Below are 21,402 nucleotides of genomic sequence, written 5' to 3'. Positions count from 1 at the left end.
TTATTTTTAATTCAATATAAAACAATAGCGAGTAAAACCAAGGTCTAGTTTCACAAGCGGTAGCTGATGTAATTCAACTGAGTATTTTCTTGAGCAAAATACGGCTCTCTGCTGTAGGAATTCTTTCGTCTACATCGATAATTTCAAATCCCGAAGAAATAGCAAACCTCAACATATTCTTATGACGGTTTCTAGTCTTCAAAATCACGGAATCGAAACCTTCCTCCTTTGCGAATTTTTCTTGGTATGAGGCCAGTGATTTGGCTATCCCTTGACTTCGGTACTCGGGAAGCACCCCTCCCATCCAGGTATAAAATGAAGAATCTCCGAATTTGTCATATCCAACTTTAAAACCCACTGGTAATTCTTGGGATTCAGCTATTATGATAAGGTGCGTTTTTCCACTGAGTCGTTCCTGATAGATTTGCTCATCATGCGGATTATCAAATTCGGGTATTTGCCTGCTGAGCGCAACAGCCTCCAGAATCGAACCTGGCCTAATATGAAAAGAAATTTTGGTCACCTTTTATGAAATTCACCCAACATAATATTCGAGGGATCTATTGTTAAATCAACTGGTCGATCAATGATAATTTTCACTGTCTGATCTTTTTCTGTGAGAGAAATAGGCTTGAGTACTGTCTTACCATTTTTATATTTCAACAGGATTTCAAAATCCAATTGGTAATTGTAGGCATTAACCTGATGAAAATTGATCACCAGCCGGTCCTTTTTATATCTCCAGTTATAATCTACATTGGGGTTGCCAGGTACATAAAACCATTGATGAAAAAATTTATCCAAAGTAATATTTGTCTGCTCGCTTGCAACAGCTATGAAATCTTCTGTACTCGCATTCCCGGATTGATACCGTTCGTAGAAGGCAACCAGAATCTCATTTAACTTATCCGAGCCAAGCTTGTACTCAAGCATACGAAGTACCCAGGCTGCCTTTTCATAGGTCATGGGATTGAGAATGTCGTCTAGCGCTTTTATATTTTTCTGAACAACAGTTTGACCCGGGAATCTAAATTGATAGTTCAATATATCCTCTTCGTCCTCTTCCAATTTTGCGAGCAGCGCCTGCTCACCTTCGAGCTCCTGAAGATAATAATACGCCAGATAGGTGGAGATCCCTTCGCTGATCCAAACGTGCTCCCACCCTGCCTCACTCAGTGAATTACCAAACCACTGATGGGCGATTTCATGAGCAATTGTTTGATTCATCTCATGACGGCCAGTGAGCGCTCGCTCTGGGTAAAAAATATTACCGGCATTTTCCATCCCTCCAAATCGGGTGGTGGACTCTACCTGATCACATTTCGTATAGGGATAAGATCCCATCAGATTATAGAGCAATTCGAATATTTCGGGAGTATCAGAGAAATCTCCCACGGCTTTGCTCCTTGGTTTATCATATGCCCACACGGTGATCATTCCATTTGGGTCAAGGGTTTCGGTCTTAAACTCTGCCACTCCGATAACCATGACTTTAGAAGGTATTGGTTTCTGGATTTCCCAAACTGTTTTTTTCTGGTTTTTAGATAATTCTACTTCACTCGTCTTTATACCATTTGAGATCACATCATATTTGATAGGTGCAACAACGCTAAATTCGCAGGTAGCCTTCTCAGACGGATGATCAACTACTGACAGCCAGCGATGTGCCCGATTGGGCCAATGTTCTGAGAAAAATGTACGCTGCCCTGCCGAATTTTTTGATATAACCAGGCCTTCGTCCGGTCTACCTGAGTAGAGAATTTTTAAAACAGAAGTATCACCGGGTTGAATAGTCATAGGAGTGAAAATACGGAGTTGATCTTGTAGGTGCTCATAATTTGTCTGCGATTCGTCGAGCAGCAGAGAGCTCACCTCCATGCCGTAGTCTCGTCTGGATCGATGAGCCAGATCTAATATTATTGTATCAGGAACGTATTCAGGATAATAAAGGGTAATCTCGGCGACCACTTGTATCACGTCTGTGGTATCATTCAGTTCGACCTCAAACTGGTAATGCAAAACATCGAAAGCTCTCGGTACAAATCCCTGCGCATAGGAATGAACTGAAAATGTACAGGCAAGAATGAAGAAGATTTGACAGACTTTGATTGGAAGCATGACTCTTTTTTCCAAAAATAGGTTGAATAAATGATTTTCTCACTCAGATTTGATCAACGGTCGAATTAGTCCTTCAAAGAGAAGTACGGGTCGATATCTTTTGCTAAGGCCAAAGCCTTCTCCATTGCTACAGTCCTTCCTAAATTTTTATAGCTTTCTGCTTCAATTTGATAGTGTAGTAGGCTATCAGGCCAGATTTCCTTGGTCCACGCCACGGCACTGATGGCCTCATTATAATGGCCAAGTTTTAAATGAGTTTCTGCGACTTTCATGTATATCTGATAATGCGATGCGGGTACCATATTGGAATTGATCACAATTGGATAAGCGCTGCCAATCGTGATTTCATATTCAGCGGAAGCCATGTCCGCTCCGATCTGGTAGTAATTGAGTGCCATATCGATATCCTTCATCCCGTCCTCATAGAGTGAGCCCATCTCTAAATAGAAACTAGTCGAGCGATAACCGTATAGGTGCATCATTTGAAAAACCCCTAGAGCCTTTCCTATGTCACCCATACCCTGATAGGCTTTTGCGATTTTTTGCAAATAAGAAATTGTATTACTGACAGAATAGTCCTTTAGTAAATCATAATGTGCTATCGCCCCCTCGTAGTCACCATCGGCAAGTAGCTCATCTCCTTTGTTCTTAATTTCTACGAGTAAATAATCTTTGAAATCTCGCATATCCCTTTCTTCAGACCAAAAATGGCCAAGGCTGCTTAGTACATTTAGGCTCTCTTTTAAATCTCCTATCTGATGCGCCTTTTTCACAAGATCGAAGGTCGCTCTTCTCCCAGCTAACAGCTCAGCTTTTTGGCTAGCCTTGTACTCCTCGGCTAGATACATACCTGTCTTCATGATTAGTGCTATTGTAAAAGCAAATAGAAAAGCGTAGGCTGTGGCTTTTAGATTACTCACCCGCGGTTGGGAATATTGTTGTGCATGGCGAGCCGGACGTCTGGTACCATAGGTGGTATGTACTGCAGTCTGAGACACAGTTCCATATTTGAGCATCATGTCAAAGTTGGATCGCTTGTATGGATTGGATAAGGTCTGGTAAGCTTCGTTTACTTGTTTGAAGAGCTCCTCCATCTGCTTGTCTCCCTGATGTTTGTCTGGATGGCAGCTGATAGCCTTTGTCTTATACGCAGATTTTATTTCTGACGCAGTGGCATTGGATGCCACACCCAAGATGTGATAGTAGTTGATCATCTCACAGTTTTGCGTGTCAAATAAAACGTAGGAAATCCAGAAAAAGGTACGAGTAGCTTTTATTTTTACTCGCTCATGCCTGATCAGGACAAAATCATACTGCCAGAAAAATACTATTTGGACTACTTCATCTATGTTTTGAACTTCGTTCGGAACAAGTATGAAAGTTTGCTATCTGAGGCTGAGCTAGGTTTTATATCCAATTTTATGGCATTGTCTGAAGAGGGTCAGTGTCTATATGTAAGGATAAGCAATAGAAAAGGTCAGTTTTTCCGTAAGGAAAAACTTAGTTACGCTGAGATTACAAATTTGGATGCGGCCCATCACGATCTAGTAAAGTCGGGCTTTGCAATACACAAAGAAGCGTTGGAGTTGGAAGAATGCTACCAGCTAATATCGATTTACAACAAACCCGAAGTACTTAGCCTGCTTAAGTCTGGTGGTTTTGAGATCGAAAAGGGGCTGAAGAAGGATGAATTGCTTTTATTTTTAATTGAAACCATTGACTCGTCTAATCTGCAGGACATTTTCTACACCGACTCGATTATCACTCAGGGGAACAGAGAAGAATTGGAAATGATCAAGTTGTTTTTCTTCGGTCATAATCATGGAGACATGTCGGATTTTGTAATTCGAGATGTAGGTCATGCACGATTCATGGAAGTGGATGAGTCGGAGCTGGGTGCATCATTCGATACAAGAGAAGAAGCTGAAGCGGTAATGCAGCTGTCTGTGCTGAGCAAAGAATACTACTTGCTGGAAGAGACCGAATCTCCGTTATATGTACTGGAATGGTTCCAGCAGATAGAAATCAGCTACTTTCTGGGGCTGGATAAAGCTCGAAGAAGGGCAGAAAAACTGATACACAAAGTGGGTTACCATTTGGAGCGAAACAAACATCATGAAGAGGCATTGGAGATCTATCATCTGACGGACTCCTCTCCTATGAGGGAGCGAAAAATCAGGATATACAATAAACAAAAAGCATTTGATCAGTCGCTAACAATAGCCCACGAAATTCTGGATAACCCCAATGACAATAAGGAATATTATATCGCACTAGACGTCATCAATAAGTTGGATAAAAAACTAAAAACAACAACTATTAGGCAAAAGGAAGGTATTAATATTCAGGTAGATGCCTCTTACAAACATAAGGTTGAAAATGGTGCTCTTGCCTATTTTTTATCTCAGGGGTATGACGGCTACCACAGCGAAAATTCGATCGCCAGAAACCTCTTCGGTCTATTCTTTTGGGCTGAAATATACGATCCGCAGTACAACAGCTTACACCAGCCACTGCAACGCAATCCAACAGATATCTATGGTATCGACTTCTATGAGAAACGTAAAGAAGTCATTGAAGAAAAATTGAAAATAAGAACGAAAAAACAGCTTGAGCGAGTGTTAAAAGAAAGTATTGATGCTCACTATGGAATATCAAATCCCTTTGTACATTGGGATGAACAAATGATCACAGCTATGTGGCGATTCCTATCCTTTGCACAGCTGAAGCAAATAAAGGCCTTGCTTGCTGCAATGGTAATTGACCCAAAAAACCGATCTACAGGATTTCCTGATCTATTCGTTTGCAACGAAAAGGAGTATTTTTTCTATGAAGTCAAATCACCAAACGATCATCTGTCAGAGAAACAACTCTTTTGGCTTGAGAGATTTGCAGAATGGAATATCAAGGCGGAAATAGCGCTGGTAGAATGGGTCAACGACTAATATTTTTGATGGGTTGAAAATTTTCAAAGTAGCACTATACACAAAATGAAATGACAAACTATGCTTCATTTTTTAGCATCTGAAGCAGCTTGGTGGTGGTTTTCCAATTCCTTGTCGTGGCTTTCACCTTGAGCTTCCTTTCGATCAGGTTGTTGTCAATATTGGATCTAGCTGCACCATTAGGACAGAAAAAATAGATACGATCGTCTACGCTTATCATCTCATCGGGAAAGATCTCTTTGGTCATTAGATCAGCTATTGCTTCCTGCGCAGGCTCACGTTGAAGAAAGGCAACATACAATTTTGTGATATCTTCTTGTCTGCCATTCAGAAACGGATTGGAGTCAAAAGCCACTTGCCATTCCGCCTTATTACGGACGACCACAGGTACATCAAACCCAAAATTGTCTAATATATTCTGATGTATCTCTGCTTCCAACTGTTCTTTGTCAAGACAGGTGGATTCGAATACAATATTTCCACTTTGGATGTAGGTGCGCAAGTTTTGATAACCTAAGCTTTCAAGTTTAGAGCGCAATTCATCCATCTTTATTTTCTTCTGACCGCTGACATTTATACCGCGGAGTAAGCCTACATATTCTGCCATAATTCAAATGTAAAAAAAAGTACTGGAATTCTAACTCTACCAATTTTCATTCGTTTCAACTGCTGAACTAAAACATATACCATGAAAAATTTATTTTACATTATATTACTTTCTCCATTTCTGGCTGTAGCTCAGCCAACCACCTATCAGCAAGAATTTGCCAATAGCATGAGTTATAGCCAAGATCAGATTGTAAAACTCATCGGTGCCATTCCACAAGAAAAATACACCTGGAGACCGGCAGACGAGGTAAGAAGCATGTCTGAGGTCATTCTACATATTGCAGGATCCACCTATATGCTTTCATCTTCTTTAGGAAAAACTATGCCTGAAGGTCTTGACTTGAAGACTCTTGAAAAATCAACCACCAATAAAGATGAAATTCTGAAATACATCAATGAAGCATATGCCTTTGCTACTGCTGCTGTTGCAGAGGTGAAAGATGAGCAAATGAATGATATGGTAGAATTGTCATTCGGTACCTTCACCAAACGATCACTAATCATGATTATCGCTACACACAGCTACGAGCACAAAGGTCAATTGATCGCCTATACTCGTGTAAATGGCATCGCTCCGCCATGGAGTGGTAGCAACTAAAAGTTATAAAGCTGTCGTAACGAAAAATGAACCGGACTAGTCAGTTGATTTTTCGTTACGACGGCTATCTTATAATCAATTCAGGATTAATAAGGGATATTCAATTTTTTGTAAATGAAATGCATCAACCAGGCCGGTCCTATCAACAGAAATTGCACGTCCTTAAGAAAAGATGGTTTCTTGCCCTCGACATGGTGTCCATAAAATTGCCCTATCCAGGCTATCACAAACACTACCACACTAATTAGCCAAAGTGGCGCTATGCCCAGCTGTTCCACAAATAAGGTGATATACAAAAAGCCCACCACCACTATTGACATACCAAAAAACAACCAAAAGGAAAGGGTAAAATAGTAGAGCAAGACAACCACCAAGATCAAGGTAGCCCAGTTCAAAAAGGGACTAGTCACATTGGGAAGTGCGATTAGCAGCCAGTCATTCGGTATGGACCAAACCAGACCTATTATACTCCAAAATATCACTGGCACGCAGATCCAATGTATGATTTTGTTCGTTTCGTTTTGATGACTTTCGCCATACTCTGAAAGTAATTGATCAATTTTTCTCATCGCACTATTATTTAGCCTATCAATGATAATGATTAATCACTAAACATCCCTGATCATTTCTTCACCAATCATTGATTTTGAATTAATTTTGCGCCCGTCTGCCGAGGACTGGCAGAGCTTTTTTAAAAAATTATATAATGATTCTAAGCGAACAGGAAATTTACAGACGCCAGATCAGAGAAGAACTGATAAAATCTGGTATTGACCCTTATCCATCTGACACTTTCGAAGTGAATGTAACCACAAAGGACATTCATGAAAACTATGAAAAACGAAAGACAGACTATAAGGCAGTTTCTATCGCAGGCAGATTGATGAGTCGAAGAATCATGGGCTCGGCTTCGTTTGCCGAAATACAAGATGCAAGTGGACGAATTCAAATCTATCTCAGAAGAGATGATCTGTGTCCAGGCGAAGACAAAAGCTACTACAATTCAGTATTCAAAAAGATGATGGACATAGGTGACATCATCGGGGTAAAAGGTTACGTGTTTACTACTGAAGTCGGCGAAATATCTATTCATGTCACTGAGCTGAAGCTGCTCACCAAATCACTGAAGCCCCTGCCGATTGTCAAGGAGGCTAAAGATGCCGATGGGAATATGAAAACCTATGATGCTTTTACAGACCCTGAGTTGAGGTATCGTCAGCGATATGTTGACATGATTGTGAACCCTGAGGTTCGTGAAACCTTCGTAAAGAGAACGCAGCTGGTAAACTCCATGAGAAACTTCCTTGCGGACAAGGGTTATCTCGAAGTGGAGACTCCTATTCTTCAACCATTATATGGTGGTGCAGCAGCTCGTCCGTTCAAAACGCATCACAACACGCTGGATATGACCCTGTATTTGAGGATAGCCAATGAGTTGTATCTAAAGAGATTGATAGTAGGTGGGTATGACGGTGTCTTTGAATTTTCCAAAGATTTCAGAAACGAAGGCATGTCAAGGTTCCACAATCCAGAGTTTACGCAAGTGGAACTCTATGTGGCATACAAGGATTATGAGTGGATGATGGAATTGACAGAGGCTATGGTGGAAAAAGTAGCGCTTGATCTACATGGTACTACTGAAGTACAAGTGGGTGAGCATGTGATCGATTTCCAACGACCATGGAAGCGATACACCATGTTTGAAGCTATTGAGCACTTTACAGGTATTGATATCTCAGAAATGGAAGAAGCTGAGCTCTTGGCTACTGCCAAAAAATTAGACATCCCTACGGACGATTCTATGGGCAAAGCAAAGTTGATTGATGAGATCTTTGGTGAAAAATGCGAGGGTCAACTCATTCAGCCGACGTTCATTACGGACTACCCGGTCGAGATGTCTCCTTTGGCCAAAAAGCATAAGTCTAAGCCGGGTTTGGTCGAAAGGTTTGAGGCTGTCGCCAATGGTAAAGAAATATGTAATGCATTCTCGGAATTAAACGATCCAATCGATCAAAGAAAAAGATTTGAAGAACAGCTCGAACTTGGCAAAAGAGGTGACGATGAAGCCATGGTGCTAGACGAAGATTTTCTTCGTGCCTTAGAATATGGCATGCCACCTACAGCTGGCCTCGGGGTAGGGATCGATCGATTGACGATGATGATGACCAACTCTAATTCTATCCAAGATGTGTTATTCTTCCCTCAGATGAAACCAGAGCGGAAAGTAGTAGCACTGACAGAATCTCAGTATGAAGAATTGGGTGTGGCGAAAGAATTGATTCCTATTCTGCAAAAGCTGGGTATGGTAACGACAGAGCAGTTTGCGGAAGCCAAGGATAGCAAACTATTTAATGATGTATGTGGGACTCGTAAAAAGCTAAAGCTAAAAGAGGTGAAAAACCCAGCGTTAGAGGATGTACAGCGGTGGATCGAAAACGCAAGTTAAATATCATTCCCCAAGATTTTAGAAGCCAGCACAATTGTGACTGGCTTTTTTATTTCACAAAAAAAGATGCAGAATTTGACCAATAGAACTTTTATTTTAGCGTTTGTGATTGATGTATGGATTCACATGCACTCAGAAAATATAACAAGCCCATCTGAATGGCTCTGCTAAAGAAATTTTTCAATGTCAAAAAAAATCGAACGCTCATCCTGGGTATTCATGGACTGAGCAACAAGCCTCCGAAAAAGCTTCTGACCAGCTGGTGGAAACGATCGATCAAAGAGGGCCTAGCCAAGATTGACAAGAGTCCTACTCAGTTTGATTTCAAGATGGTATACTGGGCCGATCTGCTACACAAGGAGCCCCTGCAACTAGGGATATCTGACCCTGATGACCCTCTGCATATAGATGAGCCCTACATCGCGGAGAAGAACCTAAGAACTGCTGCTTACAAAGGTGTCTTGCAGAAGGCTAAGAACCTTATTCAGTACATTAAGGAGATATTGTTTTTAAGCCGGCTTGGACTTAACAAGTTTAGACGACCATTTAACATGATTGTCAAAATCGGATTTAAAGATCTGGACACTTACTACAATGAAGAGGTCCCTGAAAATGAGCAGATGTTTCAACCGCTGTTCAAGGAGCGAGTCAGAAAAAGGCTCACTGAGATTATTAGAAAAAACAGAAAAAAGGACGTGCTTATCATAGCGCACTCCATGGGCTCGATCATTGCGTACGACGTACTACTACAGTTGCGTGGTGAAATAGACATAAAAGGGTTTATTTCTATGGGTTCGCCTATGGGTCTGCCATTGATACGAGAAAAGATCATGCAAGATCATGGTCTACCATTCGATGATGAGCCTTTGCCTCCTACACCAGAGGGTATAGAGGCTTGGTATAGCTTTTGTGATCGGGACGATAATATTGGGTCTTTCTACAATTTGGCACATTTCTATCAACCAAATACACAGGGAGTAAAACCAATTGGAAAATTTGTAGAAAACAATTACAAATATTGGGTGACCGACAATGCTCATAAATCATTTGGATATCTCAGATGCAAAGAGGTAGCTCAAGTAGTGAGTGATTTTCTCGTTTCAGGTAGGTCTTCATTTTTTACAAAGAGTATGCAGCTCTTTCGCAGGAAGGGGAAAGACACAAAAAAACCGCAAGGATAACTCCCGCGGTTTTTAGTATGTCTAAGATGATGCCTGATTTATTCAGACCATATTACATGTTCGTTTTATTATGCCTTAGGAAACTTAGCTGTTTCACCAAGTTCTTCTTCTATTCTCAACAACTGGTTATACTTCGCCATTCTATCTGACCTGGATAGTGATCCTGTTTTGATCTGTCCTGCGTTGGTAGCAACGGCAATATCTGCAATCGTAGAATCTTCTGTTTCACCTGATCTGTGAGAAATCACAGCCGTGAAGCCAGCTTTATGAGCCATTTCGATAGCATCCAAAGTTTCAGACAAAGTGCCAATTTGGTTTACTTTGATTAGGATAGAGTTAGCTGATTTCTCTTCGATTCCTCTTTGCAAAAATTTCACATTGGTCACAAAAAGATCATCACCTACAAGCTGACATTTGTCACCAATTTTTTCTGTGAGCATAGCCCATGTAGACCAATCCTCTTCAGCACATCCGTCTTCGATGGAGTCGATAGGATATTTGTCAACTAATTCAGCCAAATAAGCTACTTGCTCCTCGGCGTCTCTAACTTTACCATTCGGCCCTTCGAATTTTGAGTAGTCGTATTTGCCATCTACATAAAACTCCGAAGAGGCACAGTCTAGCCCAATTGTAATATCAGAACCTGGTTCATAACCAGCCGCTTTGACAGCGTCTAGCACACTTTCCAAAGCTTCTTCCGTACCACCAGTGAACGCAGGGGCAAACCCTCCCTCATCACCTACCGCGGTACTCAAGCCTTTGTCGTGCAATATCTTCTTTAATGCATGGAAGGTCTCAGCTCCCATTCTCATGGCTTCAGAGAAAGTCTCAGCACCAACAGGTCTAATCATAAACTCCTGAAAGGCAATAGTTGCATCAGAGTGAGAACCACCGTTGATGATATTCATCATAGGGACAGGGAGTGTGTAGGCATTCGTACCACCGATATATCTGAATAGCGGTAATCCAAGCTCTTCTGCAGCAGCTCTGGCTACGGCCAAAGATACACCGAGGATCGCGTTGGCTCCTAGTTTGGACTTAGTCTCTGTGCCATCAATTTGAATCATTAATTGGTCAATGTATCGTTGGTCGAATACCGATAGGCCAATCAGCTCTTCCTGAATGATGTCGTTTACATTGTCTACGGCTTTTAATACTCCCTTACCCAAGTATTTGCCTTTGTCTCCGTCTCTCAACTCTACGGCTTCGTTTACCCCTGTAGAGGCCCCTGATGGAACAGCGGCTCTACCCAGAATACCACTTTCGGTAATTACATCTACCTCGATGGTTGGGTTTCCTCTTGAATCAAGTATTTGTCTGGCAAATACGCTTTCTATCAAACTCATTTTTTCTTGTGTTTATTAATTAATTGAATGAAATCATCGAATAAATACCTGGAATCATGCGGTCCCGGAGAAGCCTCTGGGTGGTGCTGTACAGAAAAGACTGGTTTGCCCTTTACTCGTATTCCAGCTACGGTATTATCATTCAAGTTAATGTGTGTCAATTCTAAATTGTCGGATTGCTCGACAGAGTCTCTGTCTACAGCAAATCCATGGTTTTGTGAGGTAACCTCACTCAAACCTGTTATCAAATTTTTTACCGGGTGATTCAAACCTCTGTGCCCATGATGCATTTTAAATGTAGTCGCCCCACAAGCTAGGGATATTACCTGATGTCCAAGGCAAATACCAAATAGCGGCTTGCCTTCTTTAAGAATTTCTTTGACTGTCTCTACAGCATAACCCATTTCTGCAGGGTCACCAGGTCCATTGGACAAGAAATATCCATCGGGGTTGTATGCTTTCATTTCAGCAAAAGACGTTTCAGCCGGAAACACTTTGCACTCGCATCCTCGGTCTGTAAAATTGGTAAGAATGGATTTCTTCACGCCTATATCAAGAACCGCTACCTTGTACTGTACCTGATCAGGCGTTAGTGTATAAGGCTCTTTTGTTGATACCTTGGTAGCCAATTCGAGATGGTCCATGTTGGGCACTTCCTTAAGCTCAGCTTTTAGCTTTTCTACTTCGGAAATTTCCGAGGAGATAATTGCATTCATGGCTCCCTGGCTTCTTATACTTTTTACCAGTTTTCTGGTATCAAGGTCAGCAATTCCTACAATATTGTTTTTCTTCAGATATTCATCCAGCGAGCTATCGGCCTCAAATCTGCTATGCATATCAGAGAAATCGTTGATAACCAACCCTTTGATTTTAGGTCCATCTGATTCATTTTCCCTATCAACTGCTCCGTAGTTTCCTATGTGGGAGTTTGTGTTAACCACAATTTGCCCATAGTAGGATGGATCAGTATAAATCTCTTGATAGCCTGTCATGCCTGTATTGAAACAAATTTCACCGCCACTGGTACCAGTGCTACCAATCGATGATCCTTCAAACAATTGGCCGTCTGCTAATAAAAGGTAGGCTTTCTTTTTCTTCTGTATTTTCATAATTCGTTGAGTGCAATCTCTGGGCTTAAATCAGCGCAAATTTTATGAATTTTTAGACATAAAAAAAGCCATCCCGAAACTTATCGGGATGGCTTATATTTCTTAGGAACAATTATCAACTTATTCCTTACCTTCTTTCTTTGAATCATCAGCTGCATCTTCCGATGAATCTTCTTTTGATTCCTCTTCCGGAGTATCAACAGCGTCAGCTTTCACTTCTTCTACAGTCTCCTCAACAACTGCCTCTTCCGCTACTTCTGCAGCTGGAGTTTCTTCTACCACTTCTGCTTCAGACACCACTTCAGCAGCTTTGGTTTCAGCCTTAGCACTATCGCTACCACCTTTTCCTCTTCTACTTCTTCTTGTCTTAGCTTTCTCAGGTGCTGCGTCTTTCAACATCAACTCGTTGTAATCTACCAACTCCATGATACACATCTCAGCGTTGTCGCCTAATCTGGCTCCAGTCTTCAAGATTCTGGTATATCCCCCTGGTCTGCTAGCTACTTTCTCTGCTACTTCTCCAAAAAGGGTAGTTACTGATTCTTTGTTTTGCAGGTATGAGAAAGCTACTCTTCGAGAGTGAGTAGTGTCATCCTTTGCTCTGGTGATCAAAGGCTCTACATATTTTCTCAACGCTTTTGCTTTAGCTACTGTAGTAGTGATTCTTTTATGCAAAATCAAAGAAGAAGCCATATTGGACAGCATGGCACTTCTATGCGATGCTGTTCTGCTCAAATGATTAAATTTCTTCCCGTGTCTCATTTTACTCTTCGTCTAATTTATACTTTGACAAATCCATGCCAAAAGTAAGGTTCTTATCTGCAACTAATTGCTCCAATTCAGCTAACGATTTTTTACCGAAGTTTCTGAATTTCATCATGTCAGAAATCTCTAATCTCACCAAATCTCCCAATGATCTTACATCTGCCGCTTTCAGACAGTTGTAAGCTCTTACTGAAAGATCCAAATCATTAAGATTCGTTTTGAGCAGTTTTCTCATGTGGAGGAGTTCTTCATCCACAGCCTCTGGCTCTCCAGTATCGTGCGTATCCAAGATCATTGTCTGATCCGAGAATAACATAAAATGCTGAATCAAAATGTTTGCTGCTCCTTTCAATGCGTTTTCCGGATGAATAGACCCATCTGTTTCTATGTCCAATATTAATTGCTCATAGTCAGTTTTTTGCTCTACTCTCGTATTTTCAACAGAATACTTTACATTCTTAATCGGCGTAAAGATTGCATCAATCGGAATAAATCCGAAAATCTGTTCTGCAGGCTTATTGTCTTCTGCAGTTACATATCCTCTACCTTTCTCGATTGTCAATTCTATTTCAAACTTCACTTTTTCGTCCAAATGAGCGATTACGTGATCAGGGTTCAATACTTCAAAAGCTGAAGTAGCTCCTCCTATATCGCTTCCTTTGAATTCTTTCTGACCGGAGATGCTAACTACGATTTTGCTTTCTGCAACGTCAGCTATCTTCTTGAATCTTACCATTTTGAGATTCAAAATGATCTCTGACAAATCTTCTACAATACCTTCCATTGTAGAAAACTCATGCAATACTCCTGGGACCTTGATGCCCGTGACGGCATACCCCTCTAAGGAAGATAATAGAATTCTTCTCAGCGCATTACCTACAGTAACTCCGTAGCCTTGCTCCAATGGTTTGAATGTAAACAAGCCATGAAAGTCATCAGCCTTCTCCATCACCACCTTTTCAGGCATTTGAAATGCTAGTATTGACATAGTTAATTCTTTAATATAAAATTTATGGAAATTTATTATTTAGAGTACAATTCAACGATCAACTGCTCTTTGATTGTCTCAGGAATTTCATCCCTAGACGGCAATGTCGCAAACTTGCCTGTCAACTGGCTTGAGTTCCACTCTAACCAAGTGTACTTGCTTACTACACCTCTTGACAAACTCTCAGTCACTGATTGGAGTGATTTAGACTTTTCTCTAACTGACACGAGGTCTCCAGTCTTCAGCGTATAAGATGGTATGTTTACCAACTCTCCGTTGACCAGTACATGCTTGTGAAGTACGAGTTGTCTAGCGCCACTTCTTGTTGGAGCCAGACCAAGTCTGAACACCACGTTATCCAATCTTGACTCTAATAATTGAAGTAATACTTCACCAGTAATACCACCTTTTTTAGAAGCTTTTTCAAACAGATTGGAGAATTGCTTCTCAAGTAATCCGTAAGTGTATTTAGCTTTCTGCTTTTCGGCTAACTGGATGGCATATTCAGAAGGCTTTCTTCTTCTCCCACGTCCATGCTGTCCCGGAGGATACGCCTTTTTCTGCAAAGTTTTGTCTGGGCCGAAGATAGGGTCGTTAAACCTTCTAGCTATTTTCGTCTTGGGTCCGGTATATCTTGCCATTTTATATTAATTCAAAAATATTATTAAACTCTTCTTCTCTTAGGTGGTCGACATCCATTGTGTGGTAATGGGGTGACATCTTTAATCATTGTCACTTCAATTCCTACATTTTGGATTGTTCTAATGGCAGATTCTCTACCCGCACCTGGTCCTTTTACAAAAACCTCTACTTTTCTCAAGCCCTGATCGTATGCTGCTTGCGCACAATCCTGAGCTGCTACCTGAGCTGCATATGGAGTGTTCTTTTTAGAACCTTTAAAACCCATTTTTCCTGCAGATGCCCAAGACACTACCTGACCAGTAAGGTTGGTCATAGATATAATTATATTGTTAAACGAAGCTTTGATGTGTACCTGGCCTATTGGCTCAACCACAACAACTCTTTTTCTTCCTTTATCTTTTCTTTTTTGTGCCATCGTCAAATATTATTTAGTAGCCTTCTTTTTGTTGGCAACAGTCTTTCTTTTACCTTTTCTAGTTCTTGCATTATTCTTGGTATGCTGACCTCTAACTGGAAGACCTTTTCTGTGTCTCAACCCTCTATAGCATCCAATGTCAAGCAATCGCTTGATGTTCAACTGAACTTCTGACTTTAATACACCTTCAACTTTGAAGTTTTCGCTGATTAACGTTCTTACTGCTCCCGCTTCATCATCACTCCAATCATCAACTTTCTTGCTCCAGTCTATGCCTGCTTCAGACAATATTTTTTGAGCTGAGCTACGGCCCAAACCAAAAATATAGGTAAGAGAAATCTCACCTCTTTTGTTTCCTGGAATATCTACTCCTGCAATTCTAGCCATAATTATCCTTGTCTTTGCTTGAACCTAGGGTTCTTCTTGTTGATTACGTAAACTTTACCGTTTCTGCGAATGACTTTGCAGTCAACGCTTCTTTTCTTTACGGATGCTTTAACTTTCATTTCTTATTAATTTTAAACCTACACATACGACCCAAGGGTCATACATATCAGCGATTTTTATTTATAGCGATAAACTATTCTTCCTTTGGACAAATCATATGGCGACATTTCCATTTTCACTTTATCCCCGGGTAAGATTTTGATATAATGCATTCTCATCTTTCCGGAAATATGTGCGATCACTTCATGACCATTTTCAAGTTCAACCCTAAACATTGCATTAGACAATGCCTCTTTGATCGTTCCGTCTTGTTCTATTGAAGCCTGTTTTGCCATTCTAATTTAAATTATGCTACTGCGATGTTCTGAGATCTACCTTTCAACTTTCCAGACTTCATCATTCCTTCGTAGTGTCTCATTAGTAAATAACTCTCAATCTGTTGAAGAGTATCCAATATCACACCAACCATAATCAGTAGTGAAGTTCCTCCAAAAAATTGAGCAAAATTCGTATTCACTCCTGCCATCTGAGCAAATGCCGGCATGATAGCGACAAAAGCTAAGAACAAAGAACCTGGGAAGGTCACACGAGTAAGTACGGTATCAATAAATTCAGAGGTTGCTCTACCTGGCTTTACACCTGGTATAAATCCTCCATTTCGTTTCATATCATCGGCTATCTGATTAGGATTCACCGAAATTGCTGTATAGAAAAACGTAAACAGCATAATCATAATTGCAAAGGTTAGGTTGTATTCCCATGATTGGAAATTAGCAAACGTTGTTGCAATATATTGCATCACATCACTCGAATCCGCGAAGTAACTTCCTACCATAGAAGGTAGAAACATTAGTGATTGAGCAAATATGATCGGCATGACTCCAGCTGAGTTCACCTTTAGTGGAATGTATTGTCTTTGTCCACCATATACTTTATTACCAACTACTTGTTTAGCGTACTGCACTGGTATTCTTCTCACGGCCTGTGTAAGTAGCACGACTGCCATTACTACAAAGAATAGAGCGAGTATTTCTAATAAGAAAAATAACGCTTCATTCATTCCCCTGGTCATAGCCTCTTGCATCAAACTACCTGGGAACCTAGAAATGATACCAATCATAATCAACATAGAGATACCATTTCCTATGCCTTTATCCGTGATTCGCTCACCTAGCCACATACAGAATATTGTGCCGGCAGTAAGGATTGTCAATGACGAAAGCGTAAATAAGAATTTGTTTTCAAGTACTATGGCTTCAGCCGGAATGGCTCCTGCAAGGTAAGCACTACCTTGAGCAAACGTAATTGCGATAGTGAGTACTCTTGTGATTTGATTGATCTTCTTTCTACCACTATCTCCTTCTTTCTGTAGTTTCTGAAAGTAAGGAACCGCCATGGTTAGTAATTGAATCACAATTGAAGCGGAGATATATGGCATGATGCCAAGGCCAAAGATTGAAGCATTACTAAATGCCCCTCCAAGCATGGCGTCTAGAATACCTAGTATTCCACCTACATTATCATCTAGTTTAGAAGGATCGATACCAGGAAGAACAACAAAAGAACCCAGCCTAAAGATGATTAAAAAACCAACTGTATTCAGGATTCTGACCCTTAAATCTTCAATAGTAAAAATGTTCCGTATGGTACTAAAAAACTTCTTCATAGATTACAATGCTGTTGCCTTGCCTCCTGCTTTTTCAATCGCAGCAATGGCTGTTTTAGAGAAATAATGAACGGTAACGTCCACTTTAGCTTTTAGCTCTCCTCTACCCAATACTTTAACTATATCGTTTTTGCCTGCCAAACCATTTTCCATCAAAACTTCGATAGTAATGGCTTTAGCTTTAGTTTTTTCAGCTAATGCCTGAAGCGTGTCCAGGTTAATTGGCTTAGTTTCTACTCTGTTAGGACTTGTAAATCCAAATTTAGGCACTCTTCTATACAAAGGCATTTGACCGCCTTCGAATCCTTTTTTTCTTGAGTATCCAGATCTAGATTTAGCACCATTGTGTCCTCTTGTAGATGTTCCACCTCTTCCGGATCCTTGACCTCTACCAATTCTCTTGTCAGATTTAATCGATCCTTCTGCAGGCTGTAATGTATTTAATTTCATCTTTCTATGATTTCAGAATAGTTCTAAAATTATTTATTCTCAACAGAGACTAAGTGACTGATCTTTCTGATCATTCCTTCAATCTGGGGAGTCAACTCCTTTTCTACAGATCTGTTGATTCTTCCCAGACCCAAAGCTTTGATAGTAAGCTTTTGGTTGTTAGGTCTGTTTATAACGCTTCTTCTTTGTGTAATAACTACCTTGGCCATCTTCTTATCCGTTAAAAACTTTTGACAATTCAACACCTCTTTGGCGTGCTACTGCATAAGGATCTCTCATTTGACTCAATGCATCGAAAGTTGCCTTTACTACGTTATGAGGATTTGAAGAACCCTTCGATTTTGCAAGTACATCATGTACGCCTGCACTTTCTAGTACGGCACGCATAGCTCCACCTGCAATTACTCCAGTACCTGTAGCAGCTGGTTTCAGAAGGACATGTCCTCCACCAAATTTTCCTATGGCATCATGTGGTACAGTTCCTTTAAAGACAGGAACTCTTACCAAATTCTTTTTAGCGTCATCGATTCCTTTAGTGATTGAATCTGTTACTTCATTGGCTTTACCCAATCCATAACCAACAACACCATTTCCGTCACCCACAACAACGATAGCAGAAAAACTAAACCTTCTACCACCCTTTACCACTTTAGCAACTCTTTTGATAGCTACGACCTTCTCTTGAAGTTCGATCTCACTTGCTTTGATTGCTCTTATATTTTGCTTAGACATAATTCAATTAAAATTTAAGGCCTCCTTCTCTAGCACCTTCTGCTAAAGCTTTTACTTTACCGTGATAAGGGTAGCCACCTCTATCAAAAACTACAGCTGAAATACCAGTACCTGTAGCTTTTTCAGCCAATTTCTTACCTACCTCCTTCGAGATTTCAATATTTACATTGGCTTTTTTTCCAAGCTCTGCCGATGATGTTGCTGCAAGTGTATGTCCATTTACATCATCAATCAGTTGAACGTAAATGTCTTTGTTACTTTTAAAAACAGACAATCTTGGTCTATCAGCCGTACCAGTAATCTTATTTCTGATACCTTTTCTAATTCTTAGCCTTCTTTGTTCTTTAGTAATTGCCATGTCTCTTATTATTTAGCAGCAGTTTTACCAGCTTTTCTTCTAATAATTTCACCAACGAACCTGATACCTTTTCCTTTGTAAGGCTCAATTTTTCTTAGGGATCTGATTTTTGCACAAACCTCACCTATCAGTTCTTTGTCAAATGACTCCACGGTCACAATTGGGTTCTTCCCTTTTTGAGTCTCAGCAGTCGCTTTCACCTCCTTAGGGATTTCCATGTAGATATTATGTGAATATCCAAGGCTCAATTCAAGAATTTGTCCTTGTACAGTGGCTTTATATCCAACTCCTACAAGCTCCAATTCTTTTTTATATCCTTCGTTTACACCTTCAACCATATTGTTCAACAAAGAACGATATAAGCCATGAAGTGCTTTGTGTCTTTTTTGTTCAGTTGGTCTCTTTACTGTCAGTGTACCATCCTCGATAGCAAGCGTAAAATCCGTATCGATTTCTCTTGCCAAAGTTCCTTTTGCTCCTTTTACTGTGACCAAACCGCCGTCGATGTTAATATCAACGCCTGATGGTATAGTAATGGGCTTTTTTCCTATTCTTGACATCTTATTCTAATTAATAAACGTAACACAATACTTCGCCGCCCACATTGTGTTGTCTGGCTTCTTTGTCAGTAATCACGCCCTTTGAAGTTGACAAAATTGCCACTCCAAGACCGTTTAGTACCCTGGGTAATGCGTCAGATTTAGCATATTTTCTTAGACCTGGCTTACTAATGCGTTCTAAGCTTACAATCGCAGACTCTTTAGTCTCCGGATTGTATTTCAATGCAATTCTGATTTTCCCCTGGACGCCATCCTCATCGAACTTAAAATTCTTGATGAACCCCTTGTCTTTCAGCACCTTAGTTAGCTCCTTCTTCATGTTAGAGGCAGGCACTTCTACGATTCGATGATTTGCCTTGATGGCATTCCTCAATCTTGTTAAATAATCTGCTATCGGATCTGTCATTACAGTATACTTTTAACCCCCATTTCTTTACGGGGGTGCAAAGTTAGTTAATATTTTATATTTTAAAAACTCTTTTTACCAGCTTGCTTTAGTAACACCTGGAATTTTTCCATCATTAGCCATTTCTCTGAATGTAACTCTTGAGATACCGAATTTTCTCATGTATCCTTTTGGTCTCCCGGTAAGCTTACATCTGTTGTGAAGTCTAACTTTAGAAGAGTTTCGAGGAAGTTTGTCAAGTCCTTCGTAGTCACCAGCAGCTTTTAACTCAGCTCTCTTAGTGGCATACTTGGCTACCAATCTTTCTCTTTTTCTTTCTCTGGCTTTTATTGCTTCTCTTGCCATATCAATTATTATTTTTCTTCACGAAAGGCATACCAAATGCCTTAAGTAGTTCATAACTTTCTTCGTCGGTTTGGGCAGATGTCACGAAAGTGATATCCATTCCAGTAATTTTATTGATCTTATCAATACTAATTTCTGGAAATATAATTTGCTCTTTTACACCCAGAGTATAATTACCACGGCCGTCAAACCCCTTATCCTTAATTCCTCTAAAGTCTCTTACACGTGGTAGAGCGACTGTCATCAGACGGTCAAGAAATTCGTACATTTTATCTCCTCTCAGGGTTACTCTGGCTCCGATCGGCATTCCTTCTCTCAACTTAAAATTAGAGATAGAAGTCTTAGCCAATGTAGGCACAGCTTTCTGACCTGTGATTTGACTTAACTCTTCAACACCAGCATCCACCAATTTCTTGTCAGATACAGCTGCTCCGATTCCTTTATTGACAGAGATTTTCTCTAGTCTAGGCACCATCATTACAGACTTGTATTGAAATTTTTCTTTTAGAGCAGGCACAACGTCCTTCTCATACATATCTTTTAATCTTGGATTAGCCATTGTTGATTACTTCCCCTGTTTTCTTTGAAAATCTTTGCAGTTTGCCATTATCGTCAAGCTTTCTTCCAATTTTGGTCGCTTCACCAGTGGCAGGATCTACGAGCATTAAGTTGCTCATGTGTATTGAAGCCTCAACTTTTTTGATACCCCCTTCAGGGCTTTCTGCTGATGGCTTGGTGTGCTTAGTTACCATATTCAGGCCTTCAACGATCGCTCTATATTTGCTCGGAAATATTTCAAGAATCGCTCCTGTTTTTCCTTTCGAGTTACCTGAAAGGACCTTTACAGTATCTCCTTTTTTGATGTGAAATTTCATGATCTAATCTTTTTCTATGCAATGATAAATTACAGCACCTCTGGAGCCAATGAAACAATTTTCATGAATTGCTTCTCTCTTAGCTCTCTTGCTACAGGTCCGAAGATACGAGTACCTCTTGGTTCTCCACTTTCTGACAATAATACGGCTGCATTATCCTCAAATCTGATATAAGAACCATCTTTTCTTCTTATCTCTTTCTTTGTTCTTACGACTACCGCTTTTGAAACAGTCCCTTTTTTCAAACTGCCTGAAGAAATAGCTGACTTTACAGAAACAACGATTTTATCTCCTACAGAAGCATACCTCTTACCGGTTCCTCCTAACACACGAATACATAGCACCTCTTTAGCACCACTGTTATCCGCTACACTTAGTCTTGATTCTTGCTGTACCATTTG

29 protein-coding genes are annotated in these 21,402 nt (G+C 40.4%); 4 read left to right on the top strand and 25 right to left on the bottom strand.

The window, feature by feature from the left end:
• Positions 1 to 73: 73 nt before the first annotated feature.
• The 3 genes from ABJF11_RS17935 to ABJF11_RS17925 form a co-directional block, all read right to left on the bottom strand.
• Positions 74 to 523 (bottom strand): GNAT family N-acetyltransferase, encoded by a 450-nt coding sequence (locus ABJF11_RS17935; protein ID WP_348121515.1) that lies wholly within the window; start codon positions 521 to 523, stop codon positions 74 to 76.
• A complete protein-coding gene (locus tag ABJF11_RS17930) occupies positions 520 to 2,118 on the bottom strand; it encodes a M1 family metallopeptidase (RefSeq protein ID WP_348121514.1) in 1,599 nt (532 codons plus the stop codon). Before ABJF11_RS17930 ends, ABJF11_RS17935 begins: the two co-directional genes overlap by 4 nt.
• A gap of 65 nt (positions 2,119 to 2,183) precedes the next feature.
• Positions 2,184 to 3,332 (bottom strand): J domain-containing protein, encoded by a 1,149-nt coding sequence (locus tag ABJF11_RS17925; protein ID WP_348121513.1) that lies wholly within the window; start codon positions 3,330 to 3,332, stop codon positions 2,184 to 2,186.
• A gap of 75 nt (positions 3,333 to 3,407) precedes the next feature.
• Here ABJF11_RS17925 and ABJF11_RS17920 point away from each other — a divergent pair, with 75 nt between their 5' ends.
• A complete protein-coding gene (locus ABJF11_RS17920) occupies positions 3,408 to 5,063 on the top strand; it encodes a VRR-NUC domain-containing protein (protein ID WP_348121512.1) in 1,656 nt (551 codons plus the stop codon).
• Positions 5,064 to 5,121: 58 nt separating this feature from the next.
• Here ABJF11_RS17920 and ABJF11_RS17915 read toward each other — a convergent pair whose 3' ends face one another.
• Complete coding sequence (locus ABJF11_RS17915; RefSeq protein ID WP_348121511.1) at positions 5,122 to 5,670, bottom strand: DUF1697 domain-containing protein; 549 nt, start codon at positions 5,668 to 5,670, stop codon at positions 5,122 to 5,124.
• Between the two features lie 81 nt (positions 5,671 to 5,751).
• Between ABJF11_RS17915 and ABJF11_RS17910 the strand changes: the two genes are divergently transcribed.
• On the top strand, positions 5,752 to 6,270 hold the full coding sequence (locus ABJF11_RS17910) for a DinB family protein (RefSeq protein ID WP_348121509.1): 519 nt from the start codon (positions 5,752 to 5,754) through the stop codon (positions 6,268 to 6,270).
• Positions 6,271 to 6,356: 86 nt separating this feature from the next.
• Here the strand turns inward: ABJF11_RS17910 and ABJF11_RS17905 are convergent, their stop codons facing one another.
• Entirely contained in the window at positions 6,357 to 6,839 is a 483-nt protein-coding gene (locus ABJF11_RS17905; protein ID WP_348121507.1) for an Mpo1-like protein, read from the bottom strand.
• Between the two features lie 137 nt (positions 6,840 to 6,976).
• On the opposite strand from ABJF11_RS17905, the gene lysS reads away from it, so the two are divergent.
• Together lysS and ABJF11_RS17895 are read left to right on the top strand one after the other, a co-directional pair.
• A complete protein-coding gene (gene lysS, locus ABJF11_RS17900; RefSeq protein WP_348121505.1) occupies positions 6,977 to 8,716 on the top strand; it encodes a lysine--tRNA ligase in 1,740 nt (579 codons plus the stop codon).
• A gap of 158 nt (positions 8,717 to 8,874) precedes the next feature.
• Complete coding sequence (locus ABJF11_RS17895; RefSeq protein ID WP_348121504.1) at positions 8,875 to 9,897, top strand: alpha/beta hydrolase; 1,023 nt, start codon at positions 8,875 to 8,877, stop codon at positions 9,895 to 9,897.
• A gap of 68 nt (positions 9,898 to 9,965) precedes the next feature.
• On the opposite strand, the gene eno is transcribed toward ABJF11_RS17895, so the two are convergent.
• The 20 genes from eno to rplN form a co-directional block, all read right to left on the bottom strand.
• Complete coding sequence (gene eno, locus ABJF11_RS17890) at positions 9,966 to 11,243, bottom strand: phosphopyruvate hydratase (RefSeq protein ID WP_348121503.1); 1,278 nt, start codon at positions 11,241 to 11,243, stop codon at positions 9,966 to 9,968.
• A complete protein-coding gene (gene carA / locus ABJF11_RS17885; RefSeq protein WP_348121502.1) occupies positions 11,240 to 12,352 on the bottom strand; it encodes a glutamine-hydrolyzing carbamoyl-phosphate synthase small subunit in 1,113 nt (370 codons plus the stop codon). The genes eno and carA overlap by 4 nt, the downstream gene beginning before the upstream one ends.
• Positions 12,353 to 12,472: 120 nt before the next feature.
• Positions 12,473 to 13,114, bottom strand: coding sequence for a 50S ribosomal protein L17 (rplQ, locus tag ABJF11_RS17880; protein WP_348121500.1), 642 nt, complete (start codon positions 13,112 to 13,114; stop codon positions 12,473 to 12,475).
• Position 13,115: 1 nt separating this feature from the next.
• A complete protein-coding gene (locus ABJF11_RS17875; protein WP_348121498.1) occupies positions 13,116 to 14,105 on the bottom strand; it encodes a DNA-directed RNA polymerase subunit alpha in 990 nt (329 codons plus the stop codon).
• Between the two features lie 35 nt (positions 14,106 to 14,140).
• Positions 14,141 to 14,746 carry a 30S ribosomal protein S4 gene (gene rpsD, locus ABJF11_RS17870; RefSeq protein WP_348121497.1) on the bottom strand — a complete coding sequence of 202 codons (606 nt, stop codon included), beginning with the start codon at positions 14,744 to 14,746 and terminating at the stop codon, positions 14,141 to 14,143.
• Positions 14,747 to 14,769: 23 nt separating this feature from the next.
• Positions 14,770 to 15,162, bottom strand: a complete 393-nt coding sequence (gene rpsK / locus ABJF11_RS17865) for a 30S ribosomal protein S11 (protein ID WP_263052902.1) — start codon at positions 15,160 to 15,162, stop codon at positions 14,770 to 14,772.
• A gap of 9 nt (positions 15,163 to 15,171) precedes the next feature.
• Positions 15,172 to 15,549, bottom strand: coding sequence for a 30S ribosomal protein S13 (gene rpsM, locus ABJF11_RS17860; protein WP_348121495.1), 378 nt, complete (start codon positions 15,547 to 15,549; stop codon positions 15,172 to 15,174).
• A gap of 2 nt (positions 15,550 to 15,551) precedes the next feature.
• On the bottom strand, positions 15,552 to 15,668 hold the full coding sequence (gene rpmJ, locus ABJF11_RS17855) for a 50S ribosomal protein L36 (protein ID WP_348121493.1): 117 nt from the start codon (positions 15,666 to 15,668) through the stop codon (positions 15,552 to 15,554).
• A gap of 57 nt (positions 15,669 to 15,725) precedes the next feature.
• Entirely contained in the window at positions 15,726 to 15,944 is a 219-nt protein-coding gene (gene infA, locus ABJF11_RS17850) for a translation initiation factor IF-1 (protein ID WP_073122829.1), read from the bottom strand.
• An 11-nt stretch (positions 15,945 to 15,955) separates the two neighbouring features.
• Entirely contained in the window at positions 15,956 to 17,275 is a 1,320-nt protein-coding gene (secY, locus tag ABJF11_RS17845; protein ID WP_348121491.1) for a preprotein translocase subunit SecY, read from the bottom strand.
• 3 nt (positions 17,276 to 17,278) lie between these two features.
• The gene (gene rplO / locus ABJF11_RS17840; RefSeq protein ID WP_348121489.1) at positions 17,279 to 17,725 is read right to left on the bottom strand and encodes a 50S ribosomal protein L15; all 447 of its coding nucleotides are present in this window, start codon (positions 17,723 to 17,725) and stop codon (positions 17,279 to 17,281) included.
• A gap of 29 nt (positions 17,726 to 17,754) precedes the next feature.
• Positions 17,755 to 17,934 carry a 50S ribosomal protein L30 gene (rpmD, locus tag ABJF11_RS17835; protein WP_348121487.1) on the bottom strand — a complete coding sequence of 60 codons (180 nt, stop codon included), beginning with the start codon at positions 17,932 to 17,934 and terminating at the stop codon, positions 17,755 to 17,757.
• A 4-nt stretch (positions 17,935 to 17,938) separates the two neighbouring features.
• Positions 17,939 to 18,457 (bottom strand): 30S ribosomal protein S5, encoded by a 519-nt coding sequence (rpsE, locus tag ABJF11_RS17830; RefSeq protein ID WP_084373632.1) that lies wholly within the window; start codon positions 18,455 to 18,457, stop codon positions 17,939 to 17,941.
• Between the two features lie 7 nt (positions 18,458 to 18,464).
• Complete coding sequence (gene rplR / locus ABJF11_RS17825; RefSeq protein WP_348121486.1) at positions 18,465 to 18,815, bottom strand: 50S ribosomal protein L18; 351 nt, start codon at positions 18,813 to 18,815, stop codon at positions 18,465 to 18,467.
• Between the two features lie 8 nt (positions 18,816 to 18,823).
• Positions 18,824 to 19,375 carry a 50S ribosomal protein L6 gene (gene rplF, locus ABJF11_RS17820; RefSeq protein WP_348121485.1) on the bottom strand — a complete coding sequence of 184 codons (552 nt, stop codon included), beginning with the start codon at positions 19,373 to 19,375 and terminating at the stop codon, positions 18,824 to 18,826.
• A 10-nt stretch (positions 19,376 to 19,385) separates the two neighbouring features.
• Positions 19,386 to 19,781 carry a 30S ribosomal protein S8 gene (gene rpsH / locus ABJF11_RS17815; protein ID WP_348121484.1) on the bottom strand — a complete coding sequence of 132 codons (396 nt, stop codon included), beginning with the start codon at positions 19,779 to 19,781 and terminating at the stop codon, positions 19,386 to 19,388.
• 75 nt (positions 19,782 to 19,856) lie between these two features.
• On the bottom strand, positions 19,857 to 20,126 hold the full coding sequence (rpsN, locus tag ABJF11_RS17810; RefSeq protein WP_348121483.1) for a 30S ribosomal protein S14: 270 nt from the start codon (positions 20,124 to 20,126) through the stop codon (positions 19,857 to 19,859).
• 1 nt (position 20,127) lies between these two features.
• A complete protein-coding gene (gene rplE / locus ABJF11_RS17805; protein WP_348121482.1) occupies positions 20,128 to 20,685 on the bottom strand; it encodes a 50S ribosomal protein L5 in 558 nt (185 codons plus the stop codon).
• On the bottom strand, positions 20,678 to 21,001 hold the full coding sequence (gene rplX / locus ABJF11_RS17800) for a 50S ribosomal protein L24 (RefSeq protein WP_348121481.1): 324 nt from the start codon (positions 20,999 to 21,001) through the stop codon (positions 20,678 to 20,680). Before rplX ends, rplE begins: the two co-directional genes overlap by 8 nt.
• 29 nt (positions 21,002 to 21,030) lie before the next feature.
• Entirely contained in the window at positions 21,031 to 21,399 is a 369-nt protein-coding gene (gene rplN, locus ABJF11_RS17795) for a 50S ribosomal protein L14 (protein WP_348121480.1), read from the bottom strand.
• Between the last annotated feature and the right edge of the window lie 3 nt (positions 21,400 to 21,402).

This window comes from Reichenbachiella sp., from assembly GCF_039941815.1.
Lineage (GTDB): Bacteria > Bacteroidota > Bacteroidia > Cytophagales > Cyclobacteriaceae > Reichenbachiella.
This window is presented reverse-complemented; position numbering and strand designations above follow the sequence as displayed.

What these genes read in the sequence shown, in the direction of transcription:
- ABJF11_RS17930 (WP_348121514.1), bottom strand. Translation starts at nt 2,118, where the DNA reads ATGCTTCCAATCAAAGTCTGTCAAATCTTCTTCATTCTTGCCTGTACA.
- ABJF11_RS17925 (WP_348121513.1), bottom strand. Translation starts at nt 3,332, where the DNA reads ATGATCAACTACTATCACATCTTGGGTGTGGCATCCAATGCCACTGCG.
- ABJF11_RS17920 (WP_348121512.1), top strand. Translation starts at nt 3,408, where the DNA reads ATGCCTGATCAGGACAAAATCATACTGCCAGAAAAATACTATTTGGAC.
- ABJF11_RS17915 (WP_348121511.1), bottom strand. Translation starts at nt 5,670, where the DNA reads ATGGCAGAATATGTAGGCTTACTCCGCGGTATAAATGTCAGCGGTCAG.
- ABJF11_RS17910 (WP_348121509.1), top strand. Translation starts at nt 5,752, where the DNA reads ATGAAAAATTTATTTTACATTATATTACTTTCTCCATTTCTGGCTGTA.
- ABJF11_RS17905 (WP_348121507.1), bottom strand. Translation starts at nt 6,839, where the DNA reads ATGAGAAAAATTGATCAATTACTTTCAGAGTATGGCGAAAGTCATCAA.
- lysS (WP_348121505.1), top strand. Translation starts at nt 6,977, where the DNA reads ATGATTCTAAGCGAACAGGAAATTTACAGACGCCAGATCAGAGAAGAA.
- ABJF11_RS17895 (WP_348121504.1), top strand. Translation starts at nt 8,875, where the DNA reads ATGGCTCTGCTAAAGAAATTTTTCAATGTCAAAAAAAATCGAACGCTC.
- eno (WP_348121503.1), bottom strand. Translation starts at nt 11,243, where the DNA reads ATGAGTTTGATAGAAAGCGTATTTGCCAGACAAATACTTGATTCAAGA.
- carA (WP_348121502.1), bottom strand. Translation starts at nt 12,352, where the DNA reads ATGAAAATACAGAAGAAAAAGAAAGCCTACCTTTTATTAGCAGACGGC.
- rplQ (WP_348121500.1), bottom strand. Translation starts at nt 13,114, where the DNA reads ATGAGACACGGGAAGAAATTTAATCATTTGAGCAGAACAGCATCGCAT.
- ABJF11_RS17875 (WP_348121498.1), bottom strand. Translation starts at nt 14,105, where the DNA reads ATGTCAATACTAGCATTTCAAATGCCTGAAAAGGTGGTGATGGAGAAG.
- rpsD (WP_348121497.1), bottom strand. Translation starts at nt 14,746, where the DNA reads ATGGCAAGATATACCGGACCCAAGACGAAAATAGCTAGAAGGTTTAAC.
- rpsK (WP_263052902.1), bottom strand. Translation starts at nt 15,162, where the DNA reads ATGGCACAAAAAAGAAAAGATAAAGGAAGAAAAAGAGTTGTTGTGGTT.
- rpsM (WP_348121495.1), bottom strand. Translation starts at nt 15,549, where the DNA reads ATGGCTAGAATTGCAGGAGTAGATATTCCAGGAAACAAAAGAGGTGAG.
- rpmJ (WP_348121493.1), bottom strand. Translation starts at nt 15,668, where the DNA reads ATGAAAGTTAAAGCATCCGTAAAGAAAAGAAGCGTTGACTGCAAAGTC.
- infA (WP_073122829.1), bottom strand. Translation starts at nt 15,944, where the DNA reads ATGGCAAAACAGGCTTCAATAGAACAAGACGGAACGATCAAAGAGGCA.
- secY (WP_348121491.1), bottom strand. Translation starts at nt 17,275, where the DNA reads ATGAAGAAGTTTTTTAGTACCATACGGAACATTTTTACTATTGAAGAT.
- rplO (WP_348121489.1), bottom strand. Translation starts at nt 17,725, where the DNA reads ATGAAATTAAATACATTACAGCCTGCAGAAGGATCGATTAAATCTGAC.
- rpmD (WP_348121487.1), bottom strand. Translation starts at nt 17,934, where the DNA reads ATGGCCAAGGTAGTTATTACACAAAGAAGAAGCGTTATAAACAGACCT.
- rpsE (WP_084373632.1), bottom strand. Translation starts at nt 18,457, where the DNA reads ATGTCTAAGCAAAATATAAGAGCAATCAAAGCAAGTGAGATCGAACTT.
- rplR (WP_348121486.1), bottom strand. Translation starts at nt 18,815, where the DNA reads ATGGCAATTACTAAAGAACAAAGAAGGCTAAGAATTAGAAAAGGTATC.
- rplF (WP_348121485.1), bottom strand. Translation starts at nt 19,375, where the DNA reads ATGTCAAGAATAGGAAAAAAGCCCATTACTATACCATCAGGCGTTGAT.
- rpsH (WP_348121484.1), bottom strand. Translation starts at nt 19,781, where the DNA reads ATGACAGATCCGATAGCAGATTATTTAACAAGATTGAGGAATGCCATC.
- rpsN (WP_348121483.1), bottom strand. Translation starts at nt 20,126, where the DNA reads ATGGCAAGAGAAGCAATAAAAGCCAGAGAAAGAAAAAGAGAAAGATTG.
- rplE (WP_348121482.1), bottom strand. Translation starts at nt 20,685, where the DNA reads ATGGCTAATCCAAGATTAAAAGATATGTATGAGAAGGACGTTGTGCCT.
- rplX (WP_348121481.1), bottom strand. Translation starts at nt 21,001, where the DNA reads ATGAAATTTCACATCAAAAAAGGAGATACTGTAAAGGTCCTTTCAGGT.
- rplN (WP_348121480.1), bottom strand. Translation starts at nt 21,399, where the DNA reads ATGGTACAGCAAGAATCAAGACTAAGTGTAGCGGATAACAGTGGTGCT.